The organism is Janthinobacterium sp. BJB401 (genome assembly GCF_013372745.1).
Classification (GTDB): domain Bacteria; phylum Pseudomonadota; class Gammaproteobacteria; order Burkholderiales; family Burkholderiaceae_D; genus Janthinobacterium; species Janthinobacterium rivuli.
On sequence record NZ_JABXFH010000036.1, the window covers coordinates 24,109 to 42,082 of the forward strand.

The 17,974-nt window shown below is 62.6% G+C and carries 17 protein-coding genes; all 17 read right to left on the reverse strand.

Annotated features, from left to right (window positions below; all coding sequences use genetic code 11):
• Window positions 1-6: 6 nt before the first annotated feature.
• Window positions 7-1,506 (reverse strand): nucleobase:cation symporter-2 family protein, encoded by a 1,500-nt coding sequence (locus HWE17_RS20510; protein ID WP_255206333.1) that lies wholly within the window; start codon window positions 1,504-1,506, stop codon window positions 7-9.
• A 476-nt stretch (window positions 1,507-1,982) separates the two neighbouring features.
• The gene (locus HWE17_RS20515) at window positions 1,983-2,156 is read right to left on the reverse strand and encodes a hypothetical protein (RefSeq protein ID WP_176390041.1); all 174 of its coding nucleotides are present in this window, start codon (window positions 2,154-2,156) and stop codon (window positions 1,983-1,985) included.
• Window positions 2,157-2,308: 152 nt separating this feature from the next.
• Window positions 2,309-2,635: a hypothetical protein gene (locus HWE17_RS20520; protein WP_176390042.1), complete on the reverse strand. Its 327-nt coding sequence runs from the start codon at window positions 2,633-2,635 to the stop codon at window positions 2,309-2,311.
• Entirely contained in the window at window positions 2,632-3,129 is a 498-nt protein-coding gene (locus tag HWE17_RS20525) for a glycoside hydrolase family 19 protein (protein WP_176390043.1), read from the reverse strand. The genes HWE17_RS20520 and HWE17_RS20525 overlap by 4 nt, the downstream gene beginning before the upstream one ends.
• Before the next feature lie 14 nt (window positions 3,130-3,143).
• The gene (locus HWE17_RS20530) at window positions 3,144-3,572 is read right to left on the reverse strand and encodes a hypothetical protein (protein WP_176390044.1); all 429 of its coding nucleotides are present in this window, start codon (window positions 3,570-3,572) and stop codon (window positions 3,144-3,146) included.
• Between the two features lie 67 nt (window positions 3,573-3,639).
• A complete protein-coding gene (locus HWE17_RS20535; protein WP_176390045.1) occupies window positions 3,640-5,490 on the reverse strand; it encodes a hypothetical protein in 1,851 nt (616 codons plus the stop codon).
• Window positions 5,490-6,320 carry a hypothetical protein gene (locus HWE17_RS20540; RefSeq protein WP_176390046.1) on the reverse strand — a complete coding sequence of 277 codons (831 nt, stop codon included), beginning with the start codon at window positions 6,318-6,320 and terminating at the stop codon, window positions 5,490-5,492. Before HWE17_RS20540 ends, HWE17_RS20535 begins: the two co-directional genes overlap by 1 nt.
• A gap of 7 nt (window positions 6,321-6,327) precedes the next feature.
• Window positions 6,328-7,089 (reverse strand): hypothetical protein, encoded by a 762-nt coding sequence (locus HWE17_RS20545; protein WP_176390047.1) that lies wholly within the window; start codon window positions 7,087-7,089, stop codon window positions 6,328-6,330.
• Window positions 7,086-7,367, reverse strand: a complete 282-nt coding sequence (locus tag HWE17_RS20550) for a hypothetical protein (RefSeq protein ID WP_176390048.1) — start codon at window positions 7,365-7,367, stop codon at window positions 7,086-7,088. The genes HWE17_RS20545 and HWE17_RS20550 overlap by 4 nt, the downstream gene beginning before the upstream one ends.
• Complete coding sequence (locus tag HWE17_RS20555; protein WP_176390049.1) at window positions 7,364-8,359, reverse strand: hypothetical protein; 996 nt, start codon at window positions 8,357-8,359, stop codon at window positions 7,364-7,366. Before HWE17_RS20555 ends, HWE17_RS20550 begins: the two co-directional genes overlap by 4 nt.
• 32 nt (window positions 8,360-8,391) lie before the next feature.
• Complete coding sequence (locus tag HWE17_RS20560; protein WP_176390050.1) at window positions 8,392-9,861, reverse strand: hypothetical protein; 1,470 nt, start codon at window positions 9,859-9,861, stop codon at window positions 8,392-8,394.
• Window positions 9,858-14,450 carry a phage tail length tape measure family protein gene (locus HWE17_RS20565; RefSeq protein WP_176390051.1) on the reverse strand — a complete coding sequence of 1,531 codons (4,593 nt, stop codon included), beginning with the start codon at window positions 14,448-14,450 and terminating at the stop codon, window positions 9,858-9,860. Before HWE17_RS20565 ends, HWE17_RS20560 begins: the two co-directional genes overlap by 4 nt.
• Before the next feature lie 51 nt (window positions 14,451-14,501).
• Window positions 14,502-14,705: a hypothetical protein gene (locus HWE17_RS20570; protein ID WP_051991236.1), complete on the reverse strand. Its 204-nt coding sequence runs from the start codon at window positions 14,703-14,705 to the stop codon at window positions 14,502-14,504.
• A 140-nt stretch (window positions 14,706-14,845) separates the two neighbouring features.
• Entirely contained in the window at window positions 14,846-15,289 is a 444-nt protein-coding gene (locus HWE17_RS20575; RefSeq protein ID WP_034751875.1) for a hypothetical protein, read from the reverse strand.
• 73 nt (window positions 15,290-15,362) lie between these two features.
• Entirely contained in the window at window positions 15,363-16,568 is a 1,206-nt protein-coding gene (locus tag HWE17_RS20580) for a phage tail tube protein (RefSeq protein WP_176390052.1), read from the reverse strand.
• Between the two features lie 335 nt (window positions 16,569-16,903).
• Complete coding sequence (locus HWE17_RS20585; RefSeq protein ID WP_176390053.1) at window positions 16,904-17,446, reverse strand: hypothetical protein; 543 nt, start codon at window positions 17,444-17,446, stop codon at window positions 16,904-16,906.
• Between the two features lie 18 nt (window positions 17,447-17,464).
• Window positions 17,465-17,881, reverse strand: coding sequence for a FeoC-like transcriptional regulator (locus HWE17_RS20590; protein ID WP_176390054.1), 417 nt, complete (start codon window positions 17,879-17,881; stop codon window positions 17,465-17,467).
• Between the last annotated feature and the right edge of the window lie 93 nt (window positions 17,882-17,974).

Genomic DNA, 17,974 nt, shown 5'->3' on the forward strand with positions numbered 1-17,974 from the left:
GGCGCCTTACTCGCTGCCATGGCTGTTCTCGCGCGCCTGCTCCCGCGCCCTTTCCTGCGACGCCAGGCCATTGAAGAACAGGTTAAGCAGCACGGCGACGATGGCGGCCAGCAGGATGCCGCTGTGCAGCAATGGCGACAGGGCCTTGGGCATGTGTTGCGCGTACTGCTCCGCCACCAGCGGCAGCATGCCGAAGCCGATCGACAGGGCCACGATAAACAGGTTGTTGCGGTTGCTCTTGTAGTCGACGCCGGCCAGGATGCGGATCCCGGTGGCGGCGACCATGCCGAACATCACCAGCCCTGCCCCGCCCAGCACGAACGCCGGCACGGCTTCAGCCGTCTGCGCGATCTTCGGGATCACGCCCATGACGAGCAATATAAGGCCGGCCGCCACGCAGACCCAGCGGCTGCGCACGCCCGTCACGCCCACCAGGCCCACGTTTTGCGAAAACGAGGTGTACGGAAAAGTGTTGAAGATGCCGCCAATCAGGGTGCCCAGGCCATCGACGCGCAGACCGCGGCTGATGTCGGCCTGTGTGATGCGCTTGTCCGTCATCTCGCCCAGCGCCAAAAACATGCCCAGCGATTCGATCATGACGACGATCATCACCAGGCTCATGGTGATGATGGCAACCATGTCGAAGGTCGGCATGCCGAACTGAAAGGGCGTGACGATGGCAAAGGCCTTGGCGCTGGCCACCTTGGCGAAATCGGCCTTGCCCAGCGCAAACGACAGTGCCGTGCCGGCGATGATGCCGATCAATACCGCGATATTCGACAGAAAACCACGGCCATACTTCGCCACCAGCAAGATAACGGCCAGCACGAAGAAGGCGATGCCCATGTTGTCCAGCGCGCCATAGCCGGGATTGGCAATCAGCGGCACGGGGCCAAGCGGCCCAGGCAAGCCGGCCGCCGTGGCGGCAGCGGCCATCTTGAGGAAGGCCGGATCGGCAATCTGCGCCATGGCAGGCGGCCCGCCCATGGCCCAGTTCACGCCCACGCGCATCAGCGATACGCCGATCACGGCGATGATGCTGCCCGTAACCACGGGCGGAAACAGGGCCAGCAGGCGGCTGATGAAGGGAGCGATCAGCATGGAAACGACGCCGGCGCCGATCACGGCGCCAAAGATGCCCGTGATGCCCAGGGCCGGATTGTTCGCCATGGCCAACATGGGACTGACGGCGGCAAAGGTGACGCCCATCATGACGGGCAGGCGGATGCCGAAGTACTTGCCTATCCCAAGGGACTGGATCAGGGTCACGAGGCCGCAGCAGAACAGGTCGGCACTGATCAATGCCGCCACCTGCTCGGGCGGCAACTTGAGGGCGCGGCCGACGATCAGCGGCACGGCGATGGCGCCCGCATACATGACGAGCACGTGCTGCAAGCCCAAGGTAAACAGTTTTCCGGCAGGCAGGATTTCATCGACAGGCGATGGCGCGGCAGGCGTGGCGCCCGGCACGCTGCGGTGGATCGATTTCAATCGGGGAGTGGCCATTTACGCTCCATTTCCTGGGTTGCCGCGGCCCAGATGGGCGCAGGTGAAAGGGAAAAGCAAGAGAGAAACGGGACGACAGGAACACAGTGGCGGCGGATGAGGCATGCGAAGCTCCTTGGATGGGACGACCAAGGTATGCCATGCACGCATCGTGCCAGGTGGATTGTATACAGAAATTGTGCCGAAATTCACCAGAGATCAAGCAATTGGGCGGTGAATGCACCGTTTTCTCGCATGCCGCCCCGCGCCTGCACCAGAAGGCGGCAAATGGCGGCAGCGCTGACAGGCCATTGGTGACTGGTGACTGGTGATTGAATCCAGGAACGCCTGTCAAAACCTGCCGCGCGTCGTCATGCGCGGCCCGCGACGCTCACCGCTTCAACGCCACATACTTCGTGCAATGGCCCTTCCTGAGCAAACGGGGGCCGTGCCCTCCCTCTACCCGACACGTTGTTATCAGGCGTAGTCAAGCGTTGTCAGTAGTTATTAGCCCCGGAGCAGGCATCGATCAGCGCTTCCAGTTGCCGCACATGGGCGGCACGCAATTGCTCGCGCGCCAGCAAGGCTTGCACTTGCTCGAAGATGCCGTGGGATGGCACCGCCGGCAAGGCGGGCGCGACTGGGCGCGTGACCAGGCAAGGCGCGCTCACCGGCCAAACTTCCACCTGTGATGCCGGCGCCCACGCCGCACAGCCGGTCAATAAACTCACCAGCAATAGCTCGGCGGCACACTTGATACTGCGCCTCCTTGCCCGCCACCGCACACTCCTCCCACTTTCACTCTCACTTTCACTCAGCGGCCTCATGGCATTTCACTGGCGATCAGCGCCTCGGCGGCACGGCAGGCGTCGCCTTCGGGCTGCAGCGCCAGGATGCGCGCCGCTGCCGCTTGCGCCTCTGCCTGCCCGGCCTGCGCACTGGCCAATGCCTGCCCTACCCGCGCCGACCGGCGCGCGCCCTCCTCTCGCATCACATTAAGCGCCTGCTTCTGGCGCCGCAACAGCCCCTGCACCTCCTGTACTTGCGCCGCGCACGCGGCAAGGCCCGCCTCATGTCCCCAGCGTTGCGCGCAAAACACGGCTGCGCCCAGCAGCACCAGCATGGCCAGCACCAACAACGACGGCTTCATGCCAGCACCTTGCGCGCTGCCGCATACAAGGCCAGGCGCTCGGCCAGGCCGTTCACGCCACCGTTGATGTGGCGCGTCACCCGTTCCTGATCACCCGCGTCGGCCAGACCGTTCAAGCCGCGCGTTTGCCAGAACCAGCCCGCCGAGCGGCACGCGAAAGTCGTCGCCTCCAGCAACTGCGGCGCCGCCAGCAAGTCCTGGCCCAGCGCCACACCGCACGCCGCATAGTTGGCGCGCCCCGTCACCTGCAGCAAGCCGCGTCCCTTGAAGCGCACGCCATCGCCAGCGATCACATTACCCAGATCCGCCCTCCCCTCATAAGCCGCGCCGCTGGCCAATTCGCGCACATAGCGCAACTGTCCCGATTCGTGGCCCACCTGCGCCAGGAACGACGCCCGGCGCAGCGGCGTATCAATATCGAACTCGGACATCGCCGCATTCAAGGGCGCCAGGAACAGCGTAGCGCGGCGGCCGGCCAACGGCATGATCTGCATCAATTGGGCGCCTGTCACAGCATGCCCCGCACATCCTTGACGGCAGCGGCCGCATCGGCCGCCAGTTCGCCGATATCCTTGCCGCGCCGTTTGTCGAACCAGCGCACGCAAGCGCCCAGCACCCACCAGGCAGGCAAGCCGGCCGCCACCATCACGGGCGCGGCGATGAACAAGAAACCCGTGGCCGGGTCGCCGCCATACAGGCCCGCCACGGTCTTCGCACTGTCGAACAGGCTGGGCCACCACGACAGCACGGCAGCCACCAGCACGGGGCCGAGAAAGGTGGAAATGATGATGCTGGAACAAAAACGAATAAATGCCTCCTTGGTGGATCGGGGCCACATGAACATGAAGCCCAGCGACGTGGCGGCGGCGCCAGCCAGCACGGGCACGCCAAACAGTTTGATCAATGCGCCGCCGGCGGCGGTGGTTTCGAGGGCCATGGTTGCCTTTCAGGTGGTGGAAATGAAAAAACCCGCCGAGGCGGGTTCAAAGTGGAAGACTGATTTGCTACACGGCCTTGACCATCACATAAGCCCTGCCATCCGGCTCGATCGAAATCACGCGGCCGACCGCGCGCAGGTATTGCTTCATGCTGAGGTCGTCCTCGTGCACGGGAATACCCTTGATGCGGGCGCCGTCCTGCACCGGCACGATGTAGTCGCCCGGCTGGGCGCCCAGCACGTTCACCGGTACGCGGCCGGCAATGGCGATACGGTCGACTTTTTGGCGCGCAACTTCCAGTGCGGCGTCGAAGGCGGCCATGGCCTCGGCGTCCTGCTGCACGGCAAGTTCATGCGCTTCCAGCGCGGCAGCGAAGGCCACCTGCTTTTCTGTCCACTCATCGTCGCTGTCGCCGGGTTCGGTAACCACCTCCTCAAATTCCGGCGGGTCGGAGTCGGGAATCGCCTGCTGCGCAACTACGTCTTCGCGCCGAACGGGCTGGACTGGGGCCGCGCCTGCCTGTGGGGATGGGCGTGGCCCCACATCGTCAGCCCAGGAATCACCACCCACAAACGACGGCGCGGTCGATTTGATCGAAAATATGACGGCGTCGGTCCATTGGTCGGTAACCTTATTGTCAGCAGTGATGCCTACAATTTGTCCCGCCAGCACAGACGCACAGGTTGCGGATTTATGGATGTACTCTGCATAATCGTTGCCGCCAGTATTTACTGTGCCCGCCGCAGAAAGGCTGCGTCCAGATACAGAATGCTTGCCGACGTACAACACGTTATTGGCGTTGTTCCACCCGCCAAGCCCGTCTGCCGCGAGAATGGCAACGCTGGGATTGGTCGCACCGTCTCTACCCACATACAGGATCTCATCGCCCTGGGCCGAGCCTCGGCTAATATTATGTCGCGCGTTGATATCCGTACTGCCTGCTTTCAGAAACGGCATATAAACCAAGCCACTCCCGCCAAGCCTCATTAAATCTGCGGAAGTTGTGTTGGAATTTTTGTCGTATGATCTGAGAATCAGGCGAAACCCCTCCTTTCCAGCCAATGCGTTGTTACCGCCCGAGACATACCAGACAAACTGTCCGGCCGAGTAGCTTCCAGCGAGCCCTCCTATGCCGAGCGAAAGTACGTCATTTACGGCGCCCACCGCAGCTCCCACCGCGCTTGGTCGGATATATCCGCCCCCTGTGGTCCAATCCCCGATAAACAACCCATTATTGACCTGCACCGCACCGTGCAGGCCTGCGTACGTGCCGGAATTGGATATACCGCGCATACGTGGCGGATATACAGCAGCATTGCCTGAGTCATAAACCATTGTTCCAGCAGGAGTTACTGTTACTGATACAGGCTGTGCGTATGTTGTCGTGGTAAAGCCCAGCAGGTTAAATGACGCCGAACCATACGTGCCAGGGCGGAAGTGCAGGTACACTTCAAACGTTCCATTCACCTGTTGGTAGACCGCTATTCTAGCGTTGATCGGAACTGATCCATTAAAGGTCGAATCGTAGTAAAAGCCGCCCCGGACGCCCATCATGAGGACGAAAGGGGAACTGGCGTTTGCTGCCCAGCTATCATTCAATACCCCGTCAATACGCAGATGCTGCGCATTGCTGCCGCCGTCAGCTGCAAATGTGGCAATCCGATACCAGAGGCCCGTAGGAGGATTTTGGCCAATGTAGCTGTAGCCAGATTTATTGGTTATGCCCACCCCTACAGGAAATGTCGTTGTAATTGGGATACTCGGGTCCAGCCACGCGGGCGTCATGTAGCCATTCGCCCCGCCAAGTGGCGACATCCCCACGGCTGGCGCGTACGATGCCACCACGGCGCCGCGCCCGGCCAATTCATTCAGGCGCCGGATCGTATCCTTCTGGCCATAGTAAAAAAAGTCGCCCATTACAGTTCCTCGATTTCGATGTTGGTGGCATATGCCTGGTAATACGGTGTGGTGATGGCGGAATTGCTGGAGATACGGCCATATACCTGATGCGCCTGCTCCAGCTCGCCGTCTTCGCTCTCTGGATACAGGCTGACCAGCAGCGGACGCGACAAGCCGTTGCCACGCACGATGCGCCACACCTCGGCCCTGTCCAACGGCGTCATATGGTCGAGCGCAAGCGACAGCTTGCGGTACAGCGCGCCGCGCGTCACGGTCTGGCCGCCAGCACCGTCCCTGTTCTGCGTACTGGTGTCGACAGAAGTGACGCCAGCACCATACGAAGCGTTCTGCTCCGGACTCCAGTAGGGGCCAGCCACCAGGCGCGCAGCCTCGATGTATCCGGCCGGGTTGTCCGGGTCGGCCAGGTCGATCACCAGTTTTTTGACGCTGCGCATCTGGAACCAGCTGCGGCCATACGTGCCGCCGCCATAGCTGAAAGCGTTCACGCCCAGCGGCAGCGCCCCCCAGTTCCACATGCCCAGCCTGGCGTACTCGCATGCAGGCACAATGCCCGTGTCAAAATCGGACACGGCGTCACCAGGCTCGACGTAGCCGCGCACGCGGATCGTCGCCGTCGGCGTCAGGTTGCAAAATGGCAGGGCCGCGCAGCCGATAATCTCGGGAGTGGGCCAGGTGGCCGTAATGGTCAGGGTCAGGCCGAGCGAACGCAGCACGTCATACTTGCCTTCGCGCTGCAAATTGGCCGGGCCCAACACGCCGGCCTGGCTGGATGCGGTCAGCACTGCACGGTCGGCAGCGTTGTCGTAGATGATGCGAAGATTGTTCATACAACTCCTAATCGTAGAGTGAGGCATCAATTACTGGCAGTACCAGGCCGCTGATGTTGCCGTAGGTCTGATCCTCAAAATAGGAGAGCGACTGGTACGACACACGCTGGTCATTGGTAACCTCAACCATCCGCGATGTAATGCCGGCACCGGTCCTGCGGTAGCAACCCAGCCACTCCGTAAAGTCCGAACGCTTAGCGAGACGGCTGTAGCTCTCCATATGTCGATAGATAGACGGGACCAGAAATGCCGGTTTGGCCGGCAGGGATGATAGCGCCAAGGTTGAAGCCGTTTCACCCATGTTGATTCCTGCGACGATCTGCTGCAACGCCAGATGGAGTTTTCCGCTGTCGAATAACAGCTTGCCAGCGGTATTCCACAGGCGGACAGCAATCGGCGCATTAGAAATTTCGATCTCCGCTAGCGAGAACACGTAGGCTTCCGGCAACACCGCAGGCGCAGGCGTGGACGCCGCAAAAAATGCATCGATACCTGTGTAGATCAGGCCCGATCCGGGAAATCCGAACTGATCCTGCGGCCACCACCACATATCCGCCATCGATACCGGCAGTGTCCAGAAAACCATGTACGGTCGGCCATTCGTGGGCGGCAGAACGCCACTATATCGATACGCCAAGTACGAATTTTCGGCACCATCATTCGAAATGATGGGCGTCGGATTAAGTGTCACCTTGCCGATAAACTCGGGCACCAGATTAACGTTGTCGATCAGGCGATGCCCAGCATCCGTGTTGAAAAAGAGGCTCATATGGCAAATACCAGTAAAAGAATCGGGCCGCCGTTAAAAGTTGCGGGCTGAGCAGTAAAAATAAGCTGAGGGTTGCCAGCCCCGTCCTGTCCTACAACCCAGGTAAAGCTGCCGCCGTGTACTTGGTAGACACGCAGCGCCAAGCCCACAGCGCCATGGAAGGTCCGTACCAGCGGATCGCCGACCTTTTGCTGGTGCATGCCCAGGAAGACACCGCCAGCAACGGTAGGTGTGATGACCGGCCTGCCATCGGTTGTGAAAGTCCAAAGGCCAATCATCGCGGCCACTTCCCGCAAGCCATGGCGATGCTGCCATCGGCATTATAAAAATACAGGCCTGCGCCGGTCAGGTCGTATCCCTCATTACCGCCAGCCAGCCGATTCGGGCTTTGCATCAGATCGAAAGATCCCCGCGCTCCAGAAAGAATGCCGGAAAACCTCGCAACCGGGGCAACTCCCGCTACGCCAGGTGTCACAGTAAGTCCTGGCATCTCAAAATAGCCCGTGCTCGACAGCTGAAAAAAGCCACCTGGCACATTGATATTTCCAATAAGCAACCCTTGGGCGCTCAAATGGAAGCCGCTGCCTCCATTACTGGGCCAGCTGTAGTTGTTGGTCGGATACCCCGTGCCCCCATGCAGCGTCGCGCTGTAGATATCGCCCGCCGTGACCTTGCCAAGATCGGCACTGATCGCGCTCAGTTGCCCCACCTTGAGCGCATTCAAATACGGCGCCGACCACTTGGTGGTGCCGCTGGCCGGATTGAAAATTCCGTCCGAACGGTACAGCGATTCGCCGGCGCCAAACAGCGGCGGCGAACCTTCCCACACCGTGCCGGCGCCCCAGGTATCAATCGGCGGATAGGACGTTGCTCCCTGCGTGCTGAGCGTCGCCGGCGCGCTGGCAAGTGACAGCAAACTGGTCTTGCTATAGCAGATCCGTGCCGAGTTTCCCGTCAGGCCGTCGAAAATCTTGCTGACCGTCTGGCTGGCCGTGTAGGTCAGGCCGTCGGCCACGATGCTGGCCGTGATCGTCACGCTGTCGCCCACCATGCCAGCATATGCGAGAGTGGCCACGTTGCCGACGCGCGTCAGCACGCTGGCGTTGCTGGCGGTGAATGTCACCTGGCCCTGCATGTTCACCAGGCCTGCCGTGAAATCGATGCTGGCAGGAGCGGCAATTGTCGTGGCCGCCACCTTGAACGCCTGTGCCGTGGCAGCCAGCAGCAGCACGCGGTCGTTGGCCGGCGCGAAGCGCGGCACGGTATTCATGATTAGCTTGTCGCGTTCCCCCACTATCGCGCTCATGCCAGCACCCCCACCGTCACTCTGCCAGTCAGCCAGAAGCGCGACAGCAGCACCACCACGCCCGGCACGCCGTCCTGCAAGGCAAAACGTTCAGCGCGCAGTTGTACGGGCTGCCCCAGTTCCAGCATCATCATCTCGGGTTCTCCGTCAAATTCGTAAATGGTGCGCGGCACCTTGTTCAAGGCCAGGCGCCGCTGCGCTTCAGCGCGGGCATCGGCCCGCGTCTTCAGGCACGTATCGATCTGCACCGGATCATCAGACAGGCGGTAGCGCGCGCGCACCGCCGTGTCGACCACCGTCTCCGTCAACCATTCGCTGGCGTACAAATCCGCATGCGCGGGCGGAATGCTGGTCGTCAGGCCCGCCTGCAGCGTGTAGTTCCGGTCGAAACCGATCTTCACGGCAGCCGTCACCGGCAGACGCTGCGCGGGACGCAGCGAGCGTTCGCGCATATGCTCCGGACCGATCGCCACAGGCACGCCGGCGGCCGGCAGCGCGATCTGCACCAGGCGCAGCTGGCCCGTACGCGACATGATCGCTTGGGCACCCACGCTGGCCGCCAGTTGCTGGATGGCCTGCGCCTGGTTCGTGCGGTCCGCTACATACAGCCCCACCGGCTGCGGGTGGGCCGCATCGAAGGCGGTCAGGTTGACCATATCCAGGTCGGCCGCGGTAAAACGGTCGGCTGCCTTGCCATAGGCCGTCGCGATGCGCTGCACCAGCGGCGCGATACGCGGCGCATAGCCGCCGCCCTTGTCGCCCTGCACGCTGGCCGTGATCGTGGTGGAAAACGGATCGGAGGTCAGGTTGAAGCGGCCCGCCTGGTCATTCAAGGCCACGGCAATCGGCTTGCCGTTGGTGCGCACTTCGAACGTCGATTCGACCGCGCCCAAAAAACCGTACTCCAGGGTGGCCGGATTGGTCAGCAAGGGCACCACGTTGTGGCATTCGCCGAAGGGAATCGGCAGGATGGCGTCCTTGTTCGGCGTCGTGCCACCCAGCTTCGCTTCGGAAATCGGCGTATTCAGGCGCTGCAGCTTGTCGCGCAGCACCAGGTTGACCGACTCGCGCCCCGCACTGGCCACGTCGGCAATGATGCCGTCGAAGACCAGCTGGAAGTCGCTGCGCGGCCAGGACGGATCGCCGGCCCAGGCCTTGAGCGGCCGGTTCATCCAGACGTCGTCCAGCCAGCCATCGAGCGCGCCATCGGCGTTATCGAGTTCGATATCGCCGCCCGACAACCCCGCCTCGCCGGACAGGCTGACCTGTTCCGTGAAGGCCAGGCCGCCCTTGGCCAGCGGCTGGTACGCGGTATTCGCCGGCACCTCCACCGGCCCGGTGACGTAGGGCCGCGAAGCGATATACCGCATCACCTCGCTGCCAGCCACATTCACCTGCGCCTCGATCAGCACCATGCGGATGGCCGACGGGCTTTGCAGCCATTCCTGAAATTGCGCATCGGTCATGCGTATTCTCCTTTCACTGCATTGGCCCAGGCGGATGCCCGGGACGATTTGTCCACGCCATCGACCACCGTCCTGGCGGCGTTGGCGTTCGATTCAAAGGTGGCCTGGATGGTGGCGCCCGTTTGCGCCCGCTGGTCGGCGCGCAAGCCTTCCAACTCCACGCGCATGGCCTGGTTGTCTTCGCGCAGGCCGCGGATTTCGGCCACCAGAACCTCGGAGCCGACGTTCGCCGCCGACGAGTAGCGCACGGGGTCGAAGACCGCCGCTGTCACGGGGGAAGTGATCGCGGCAAGCGCGGCGACCACGGGAGGATGATTCAGTTTCACGCCCAGGTCCGCCGCACCGCCCATCGCCGCCCGCAGACCGGCGATGGCCTGCGCCACCGTCAGCACGCTGTCGTTAATGGTGATCAAGCCCGATACCTGGGCATTGAGCGCATCCAGGCTGGCCTGCTGCACGTCGACCTGCGCGGCCGCCCACTTCAACGCTTCCTTGTTCGCTTCCACCACGCGGGCATAATCGGCCGCATAGCGGGCGTCGGAAGCGTTGACCACTTGCGACGCCGTCAGAAACGCCTGTTCGGCGGCCGACAGCCCCGATTGCGCCGTCGTGTCGCCCGCATTCGCAGCCGCCAGGGTTTTCTCGAACTGCGCCCGCGCTTCAGCGTACTTCTGCTCCGGCGTCAGCGTCGACTGGGCGCCCAGCGCCATGCTGGCATTGAGCCCGTTCAAGGTCGTCACCCACGATTTCGACTTCTCCAGCGCCGACTTGGCCGCCGCAGATTCGGTTTCATAAGCCTTGGCCAGCGCATCCTTTGCACTGGTCACCGCCTTGACGGCCTGGATCTGGTCGAACAACCCGCGATTGGCATCAGCGACGCTGGCTCGCTGCGCGGCCAGCAACTGCGCTTCAGTTTTCGTCAGTTCGTTCAACTGCTGCTGCAGATCCTTGCGTTCGCTGGCGATGTCGCTGGCCGTCTTGTTCACTTCGGCCAGTTCACCGGTGGCGGCGGTGAGGTCGGCCGCATAATCGGCCGCCTTCTTGAACGGTTCGGCGATGGCAAGCAGCTGCACGTACATGTTCTGGCCGGCAGCCGTGTTCAAGTCCTGCGCCAGCACCAGCGCCTTGAATTGCTCGCTCGTCGTCACGCCGGACTGTCCCATCGCCGCCATGGCACTACGCACCGACTTGGTGACCGGATCCATCTGCTCGGCCTCGGTCAGGAAATTCTGCACGAAAAAGCTGGTACCACTGGTCAGGGTATCGAGGTCGCCCGCCGCTTGAATCAGGCTTTCGCTCAGCGCCACGGCGGAAAGGCCGGAGGTGTTGAAGGACTTGCCCAGCACGGCCAGCACGTCCGACACCTGCATGTAGTTGTTGGCCACACGCGCCAGGGTTTCCAGGTAGCCCTCGCCCACTGCCTGGTATTTTTCCAGACCGCCCACGCCGAACTTCGCCATGTCGTCGCCCAACTTGGAAAAAGCCGCTTCCAGGGCCTTTTGCATTTCCTCGCCCTTCAAGTCCTTCAGGCTGATCTTGCCCAGGCTGACGACGAAGGAATTCAAGCGCGCCGTGAAGGCATCGCCGCCCATACCCAGGGAATCGGCTGCAGCCACGACGCTTGTGCGCAGGCCAAGCACGATTTTCGTAAACTGGTCATTCGTTTCCAGTCCCATGGCCGTAAGATTCGTGGACTTCTTGTCGCTGGAAAACCAGCCACCGGACTTCTTGATATCGACATAGGAATTCACGTCGAAGCGCTTAGTATCAAGGTCGCCCAGGCGCGACGAGTTGGTGACTATCCCGACATCCTGCACCGTGGTCTTGCCGCCAAAGATGCTGCTGACGACATTACCTATGAAGCCGCCGCTGGAACTGCCTTTGGTTCCCAGCGCGGACGTCAGGATGTCCGAACGCACGAGCAAGCTGCCCAGGCCACCGATGCCCGAGACGATCTGCTTGAGCGAGACCACCATCGACGACGAATACGCCAGGCCCAGGCCGGAGTTTTTCTCCATGATTTCCAGGCTCTTGGTGATCGACGCCGACTTCGCGGATGAATCGCCGAGCACCGTGCCAGTGCCATTGGCGGCTTGGCGATCCTTCGCCGTCGTGTCGACGCCGCCACCGCCGCCGCTGAAGGCGCCGCCCAGCACGGCGGCAATCGCCGCTGCCGCTGCCGCATAGCCCCATGGTCCCATGGAGCTCATGAAGGACATGAACACGCCGGGTACCTTGGCCGCATTCTGCGCCGTCTGGCCGGCCATCACTGCCCCCGTCTCTGTGGCCTGCCCGACCACCACGCCCGCGGCCGACGAGCCCGAGACAAACAGGCTGGTGGCCAGTTTTTGCAATTGGCCCGCCATTTCCACAGCGCGGAAAGCTTTTTCGGCCCCTTCCATCAACTTGTAGCCCGTACTGTTTTCCTTGAAGAAGCCCTTGGCGGCGCCAGCCATGTCGCGGTAACCCTTGACCTGTGCCTTCGCGCCATCCTCGCGTGCCTTCGATTCCGCAGCCTCTTTTTTGGGTTTGTCCTCTCCGGCGTCCGCGAGTCCTTCGCTCAGGGTGCGTTGAATGTCACGCTGCGCCTTCTGGTAATCGGCAAAGGCCGTACCCAGCTTGCCGACCGCCGCTCCCGCCTTGCCGAACGCCTTTTCCAGCGCATCGCCCATGGCCTTGGCGCCATCGATCATGTCTTTCCACGTTTTTTCGTCCGCCGCCTTGGCGTCGGCGCGACTCTTGGTCTCCTTTGCCTTGGCCTCCTCGTCGCGTTTCTTCGCCGCCGCCTCCTTCTCCTGGCGTGCCGTTTCCTCCAGTTGCGCCAGGTCGGCGTTGACCTGCTGCTGCACGCGCAGCTGTGCGGCGCCTGCTTCGGCGATCTTGTTGTCCCTTTCCTGCTGGCCCTGCGCCGTCTTCGCCTGAAAACCTGTCAAGACCTCGGCCTGTTGCTGGTAGGCTGCCACCTCTGCATCTCCGCGCGCGCGGATCGCCACGCGGCGGCTCGCAAAAAACTCATCCTCGCTCAAGGCGCCGCCCTTGCGGCGCGCTTCGTCGAGCTTGGCCTGCTGGTCATAACCTTCAGTCTTGATGCGCAATGCGCTTTGAATCGCATGCAACTGACCTGCCAGCACTGCGTCGCGAGGGTCGGAACCTGCCGCTGGAGGTGCGGCAGTCCTGGCAGGTGCGGCAGTCCGGGAAGGTGCCGCAAACGAGGCTCGCATATTCTGCCGCAGCTCTTTCTCCTTGTCGGCAGAGAAGGGAACACCGGCGGCTCTGGCATTGGCCAGGGTTTCCTCAAGCTGCTTGATTTCCGCGACCTCTCGCTCCGCCTTGGTGACATAGCGCTTCTGCAGCTCGCCCAGCTCCTTGACGGCCTGCTTGGAGTCGGCATTGCGTTTCGATTCCGCCTGGTCGGCCTTCGCCTTTGCTTCCAGCTGCGTCTGCTTGTTCATCGCCACTGCCAACGCCTTGGCCTGCTCCTGCTCAAACTGTTCCATCTGGGCGCCGGTCAATCGCGCCGCCGGGTGCGTGCCGGGAACCAGCTGGCCAGTGCGGCGCACGTCGGCCGTGCGTTTCTTGATTTTTTCGATCTCGTCTTCCGGCGTCTCTTCGCGTCCGATAGAACGCATGCCATCCATGAAACTGGACCAGAGATTCTTGCTGCCTTGCAGCAAGGTACCGATCATGCTGAGCTTTTCAGCGCGTTTTTGCAGACCTGCATTGATCAAGTCACTCGCCATGACCATGGCCTCTTGCGTCTTGCCTTCCTTTTCCAGCGCCGCGATATGCGCGTACTGGGCACCCGTGAGGATGTTGTAATTCTTGTCGTGCGTATCGACCCAATTGGTGACGCCATCGGCCATCGTCGCAAAGTCGGCCGCCACAGCGCCAGCCGATTGGCCATTCATTTGCGCCATGGTGACGGCGGCAGCGCCCACGGAATTGAGCGCTTCACTGGTGAACTGGCCCGTTTCCACCAGAGTTTGCAAGACCACGCGGGTATCGCCCAGGCCACCCTGGCTGGCATCAGAAACCGACGCCACCATGGTGTTGAACTGGCCTTCCGTGATGCCGGCGGCATTCCCGGTCAGCTCCAGGGCACGGGAGAACTTGTCCGATTCCAGCTGGCCCTGCACGAAGGCCTCGGCCACGAACGCAGCCACGTCGGCCGCCATCTGCAGCGCCAGCAACGGCCCCGCACCAAGGCGCTTCAAGGCCAATTCCGTCAAGCCGGTGGCGTTGGCCATCTCCCCAAGGCCGTCCTTGATCTGCCCGATGTCGGCGTTCAAGCTGCCTTCGCCAATCTTGGCCGAGGCTTTGGCAAAGCCATCGACCGCGGCCATACCCTTGAACATGGCATCCGCAGCGGCGCTGCTTTCGTCACCGAGCACTTTGGACGCGTCTGCCGCCGCGCGTGCCGCTTCGGCCTGCGCGCGTACCCGTGGTTCGAAGTTGCCAAACTTGGTACTGGCTTCCTCAACTTGATCGCCTGTCTGTTTACTGGCGGTAGCCAGGTCATTCACCGCCTGCGTCCCCGCCTTGATCTCCGCCGCATTCACGGCAATTTTTAACTCTGTTATCTCTGGCATGTTTGGCCCATAAAAAAGGCCGCGCATGGCGGCCGGGTTGGAAAATGCGGGTCAGCCCGCCGCATGCTGGTGCGACAGGAACAGCGCGTCGAGCTGGTCGAGCAACTGGTGCTCGAACGGCTCGATGGCGATGGCGTGGCGCGCCTGCCAGGCGAGGATTTCCGTGCTGGCGATGGGATTGACGGCCATGCCGTTCTGCCGCTTGCGGTTCAATTGCGCGAACCATTCCCACACGTGGGCCAGCTCGAACGGCATGGCCGGCGCCTCCCGCTCGGGCGGCGCGCGGTACAGCGGATGGCGCCGGGCGGCATCGATATGCTCGCCCTTGGCATGGCCATCGGCCGCCCGCGCGCCGCGCTCGAACTGGTGCCCGGCATAGCGCAGCAGGCTGGCCGTCAGAGTTTCAAAAAATTCGACTCGTTTTCCAGCGCCGTCGTGACCTTTTCTTGCCAGGTCGGGTATTTTTCAAAGGCCGCTTCCAGCAGCGCCGGATCGAGCGGCACGGGTGCGCCATTGCTGGTGAAGCCGTACCAGCCCGTCACCACGGCCAGCGCCAGGCGTTTCTGGTTGCCGTCGATGGCTTGCACCAGCAATTCCGCGCCTTCGTCGGTGGAGGCGTCGATGGCCGTCTTGCGGCGCGCCGATTTCTTGTAGCCTTCGGCGCGCACGGCGTTGTTGGCGACGCGGTATTGTTCGCTGTTCTTGCCGACGATGGTCAGGCCGGCCACCGCTTCGCCATCCGCATCGAAGATAACGGGCACGTCGAACGTGACGGGCGTGGCTGCCGCGTGGATGTTACCGATGTCGAAACCTGCCTGGATTTTTTGCGCGTTGTTCATGTGTGATGCTTTCTGGATGAAGTAAAAGTAAAAAGGCCGCCATCGCGGCGGCCCCGGTGCAGGCGCTAGCCGCTTACAGCGCGCTATCCTGAATGGTCAGGGTGGTCGCTTCGTGCTGCGCGTCGGCGCCCTTGTAGCGCAGGACGTCGAAGGCGCAGGTGACGATCTTGTTTTTCTCGCCGTCGTCGATCTTGGCCGAGGTGATCTTGATGCGGCCCATGGCCAGCGCCAGCACGTCGGCTGCCGGCGCCGTGCCCGACGCCATGGCGTAGGCCAGCGGGATTTCCGTCTCGGACTTGAAGTAGTCGAGGTAGGTGGCATCCTGCAGCAGCACCGTGAACTGGCCAGAGCCCATCACCTTGCCGCGCGAGGCAGCCGTGGCGTACTTCGAGCCGATCACCGGGTCGACCTTGACCTGGCCGTCGAGCGAGACGGACATGCCGGTGCAGATCTGCGACGGGATGCCGTTCACCGACAGCATCGCCGTGGCGCCCGAGAATTTGCCGGTGCCCGGTGCAGCCAGGGGAGTGGCGAAATGCGGCACGGCCGTGGTCGGACCTTCCGACTTGCCCATCAGGGTGAAGTCCAGGCTGGTGATGCCGTTCGGCTGCACGGCGATATCCATCTTGCTGACCAATTGATCGACGAAGCTGCGGTGCACGCCGATCTTCGGGTCCTGCACTTCGGCCGTGAACCAGTCGGTGGTATGACCGGTCAACGGGGTGAAACTGCGCTTGCCGACCGCCGCCACACCGACCGAATCGCCGGCCGCCTTGACGATCATGGCCGAACCGTCCATGAACTGGCCATTCAGGTTGGTGGCCGTGACCGACGTGACGAAGAAGTTCTTCGCGTTGTTGGCGGCGGCCGGCGCCGTCATGCCGGTGATGCGCACGACGCTGCCGGCACGGAAACCTTCCGCCAGCCAGGAACCGGCGCTGCGCGTCAGGCCGGAGGCGGCAGCGGCGATGGTGGTTTGCGCGGCAGCCACGCCGCCCGCCGTGAAGTCGCGGCGCAGCAGCGCAGCCATCAGCGGTGCATACGTGCCGCACGCCGCTTCGGCCTTGATGGCGCCCGTGGTGCGGAAGTTGCCCAGGCGGGTATCGCCCTGCTGCTGGCTGGCGTCGATTTCGGCGCTCGCGTATTTGTCCGCTTCCGTATCGAAGGTAGCCGTGACGCGGGGATAAATCTGGCCGCCACCGGCGGCGGCCTTGCTGCCTTCGGCGCTTTGTTTGCTGATGACGATCACGCTGTCGATGCCGTTTGCTGTCGATGCCATAGTTGTAAAACCTTTCGTGGGATAAAAAAAGACCGCCAGCGGCGGTCTTGGGGAAGGAACTGCGAATAATCGGGAAGACAAAAACCCGCACGCGGCGAGGCGGCGGGCTGGCGTCCGGATGGCGCGAGGCCATGCCGGATGGATAGTGGGCGAAGGGGCCATGAAGGCCGTTCGCTGCGCTGATTTCCCCTATCGGTGTCGCGCCGAAAGCGCGTCGATTACGAGTGGAGAAGCATGTGGTGTACTGCGGTATTGGCTGTGTTGCTGTTGCTGCGTGATCGAGACTCTATTGTAGGGGCGTTTTTTTCAGTGCCGGGCATATTGCAAAAAAAATTTCAGTGACCGAGGCGGCGCATGGCGCGGGCGCTGTGCGACTGGAAGATGCCTTCCAGTTCGCTGACCATGTCCTTGATGCGTTCGAGCTCGAAGCCGCCGGAACAGCTGATGGCCGCTTCGCCCCCACCGTGGCACGCCTTGCAAACGACAGGCGCGCCAGCCTGCATGGCGGCGACGACGCCCGTGCCGTGGCAGACCTTGCATTTGCTGTCGAGCCAATGCGCGAGCGACGCTTCGGCCACGCGGCGGTACAAGGTATTGGCCGCCTGCGCATCCCAGGCCGTCTGCGCCTTGACCCAGCGCCGCGCGCGGCCCTTGTGCGTCACGGCCGCCGTCCAGGCGCGCAGCAACTGCGCGAGATTGCCGGCATTGCCTTCAAACAGGCGGCTGACGGTGCCGTCCGCATACTTGACGCGGCACAGCAAGGCGCCCATGTCGCCGGCCAGCGCGGCGGCGGCGATGACATCCAGGTCGTGGTGGACGGCATCGTCGCGCAGGTTCTGCGACGACAGCGATGCGATGAATTTTTCTGCGAATCCCATGATATCTCCTCGTTGATACTAATCGTTATTCTGGGCCGGGCCAAACAGGGCCGCCACCAGCGGATCGCGGCTGGCCGTGCCGCGTGCCCAGCTGGCCGTGCGGCGCACTTGCGGCGGCAGCTCGGCCCAGCCATCGACCTCGTCGTCCTGCTCGCCCAGCGCATACAGGGCGGGCCGCTGGCGTCCCGGCTCCGTGCAATGCCGCTGCGCCAGATGAATCTGCCCCATGCCGCACATGTGGCGCAAATAGCGGCTCATGGTGCCCGCATCGAGTCCCAGCAAGGCGGACAACTGCGCCGCGCTGGCCTGGCCCTGCTCGCGGATGTACTGCGCGATGCGGGCGATGTGCAGCTGTGACTTCTTGCTGCGTCCCTGTAACTGGCGCCCCTGCCGTGGCGCCGCCCTGCTTTCAACCAATTGACTGCTGTTCAACATCTGCCTGACCTCCCGTGGTGCCGCCAACCGGCAGACGCTGTAGTGCGTTTGCGACAGGCAACGAGTGGACTTTATCAATCGCTAATGTTAAAG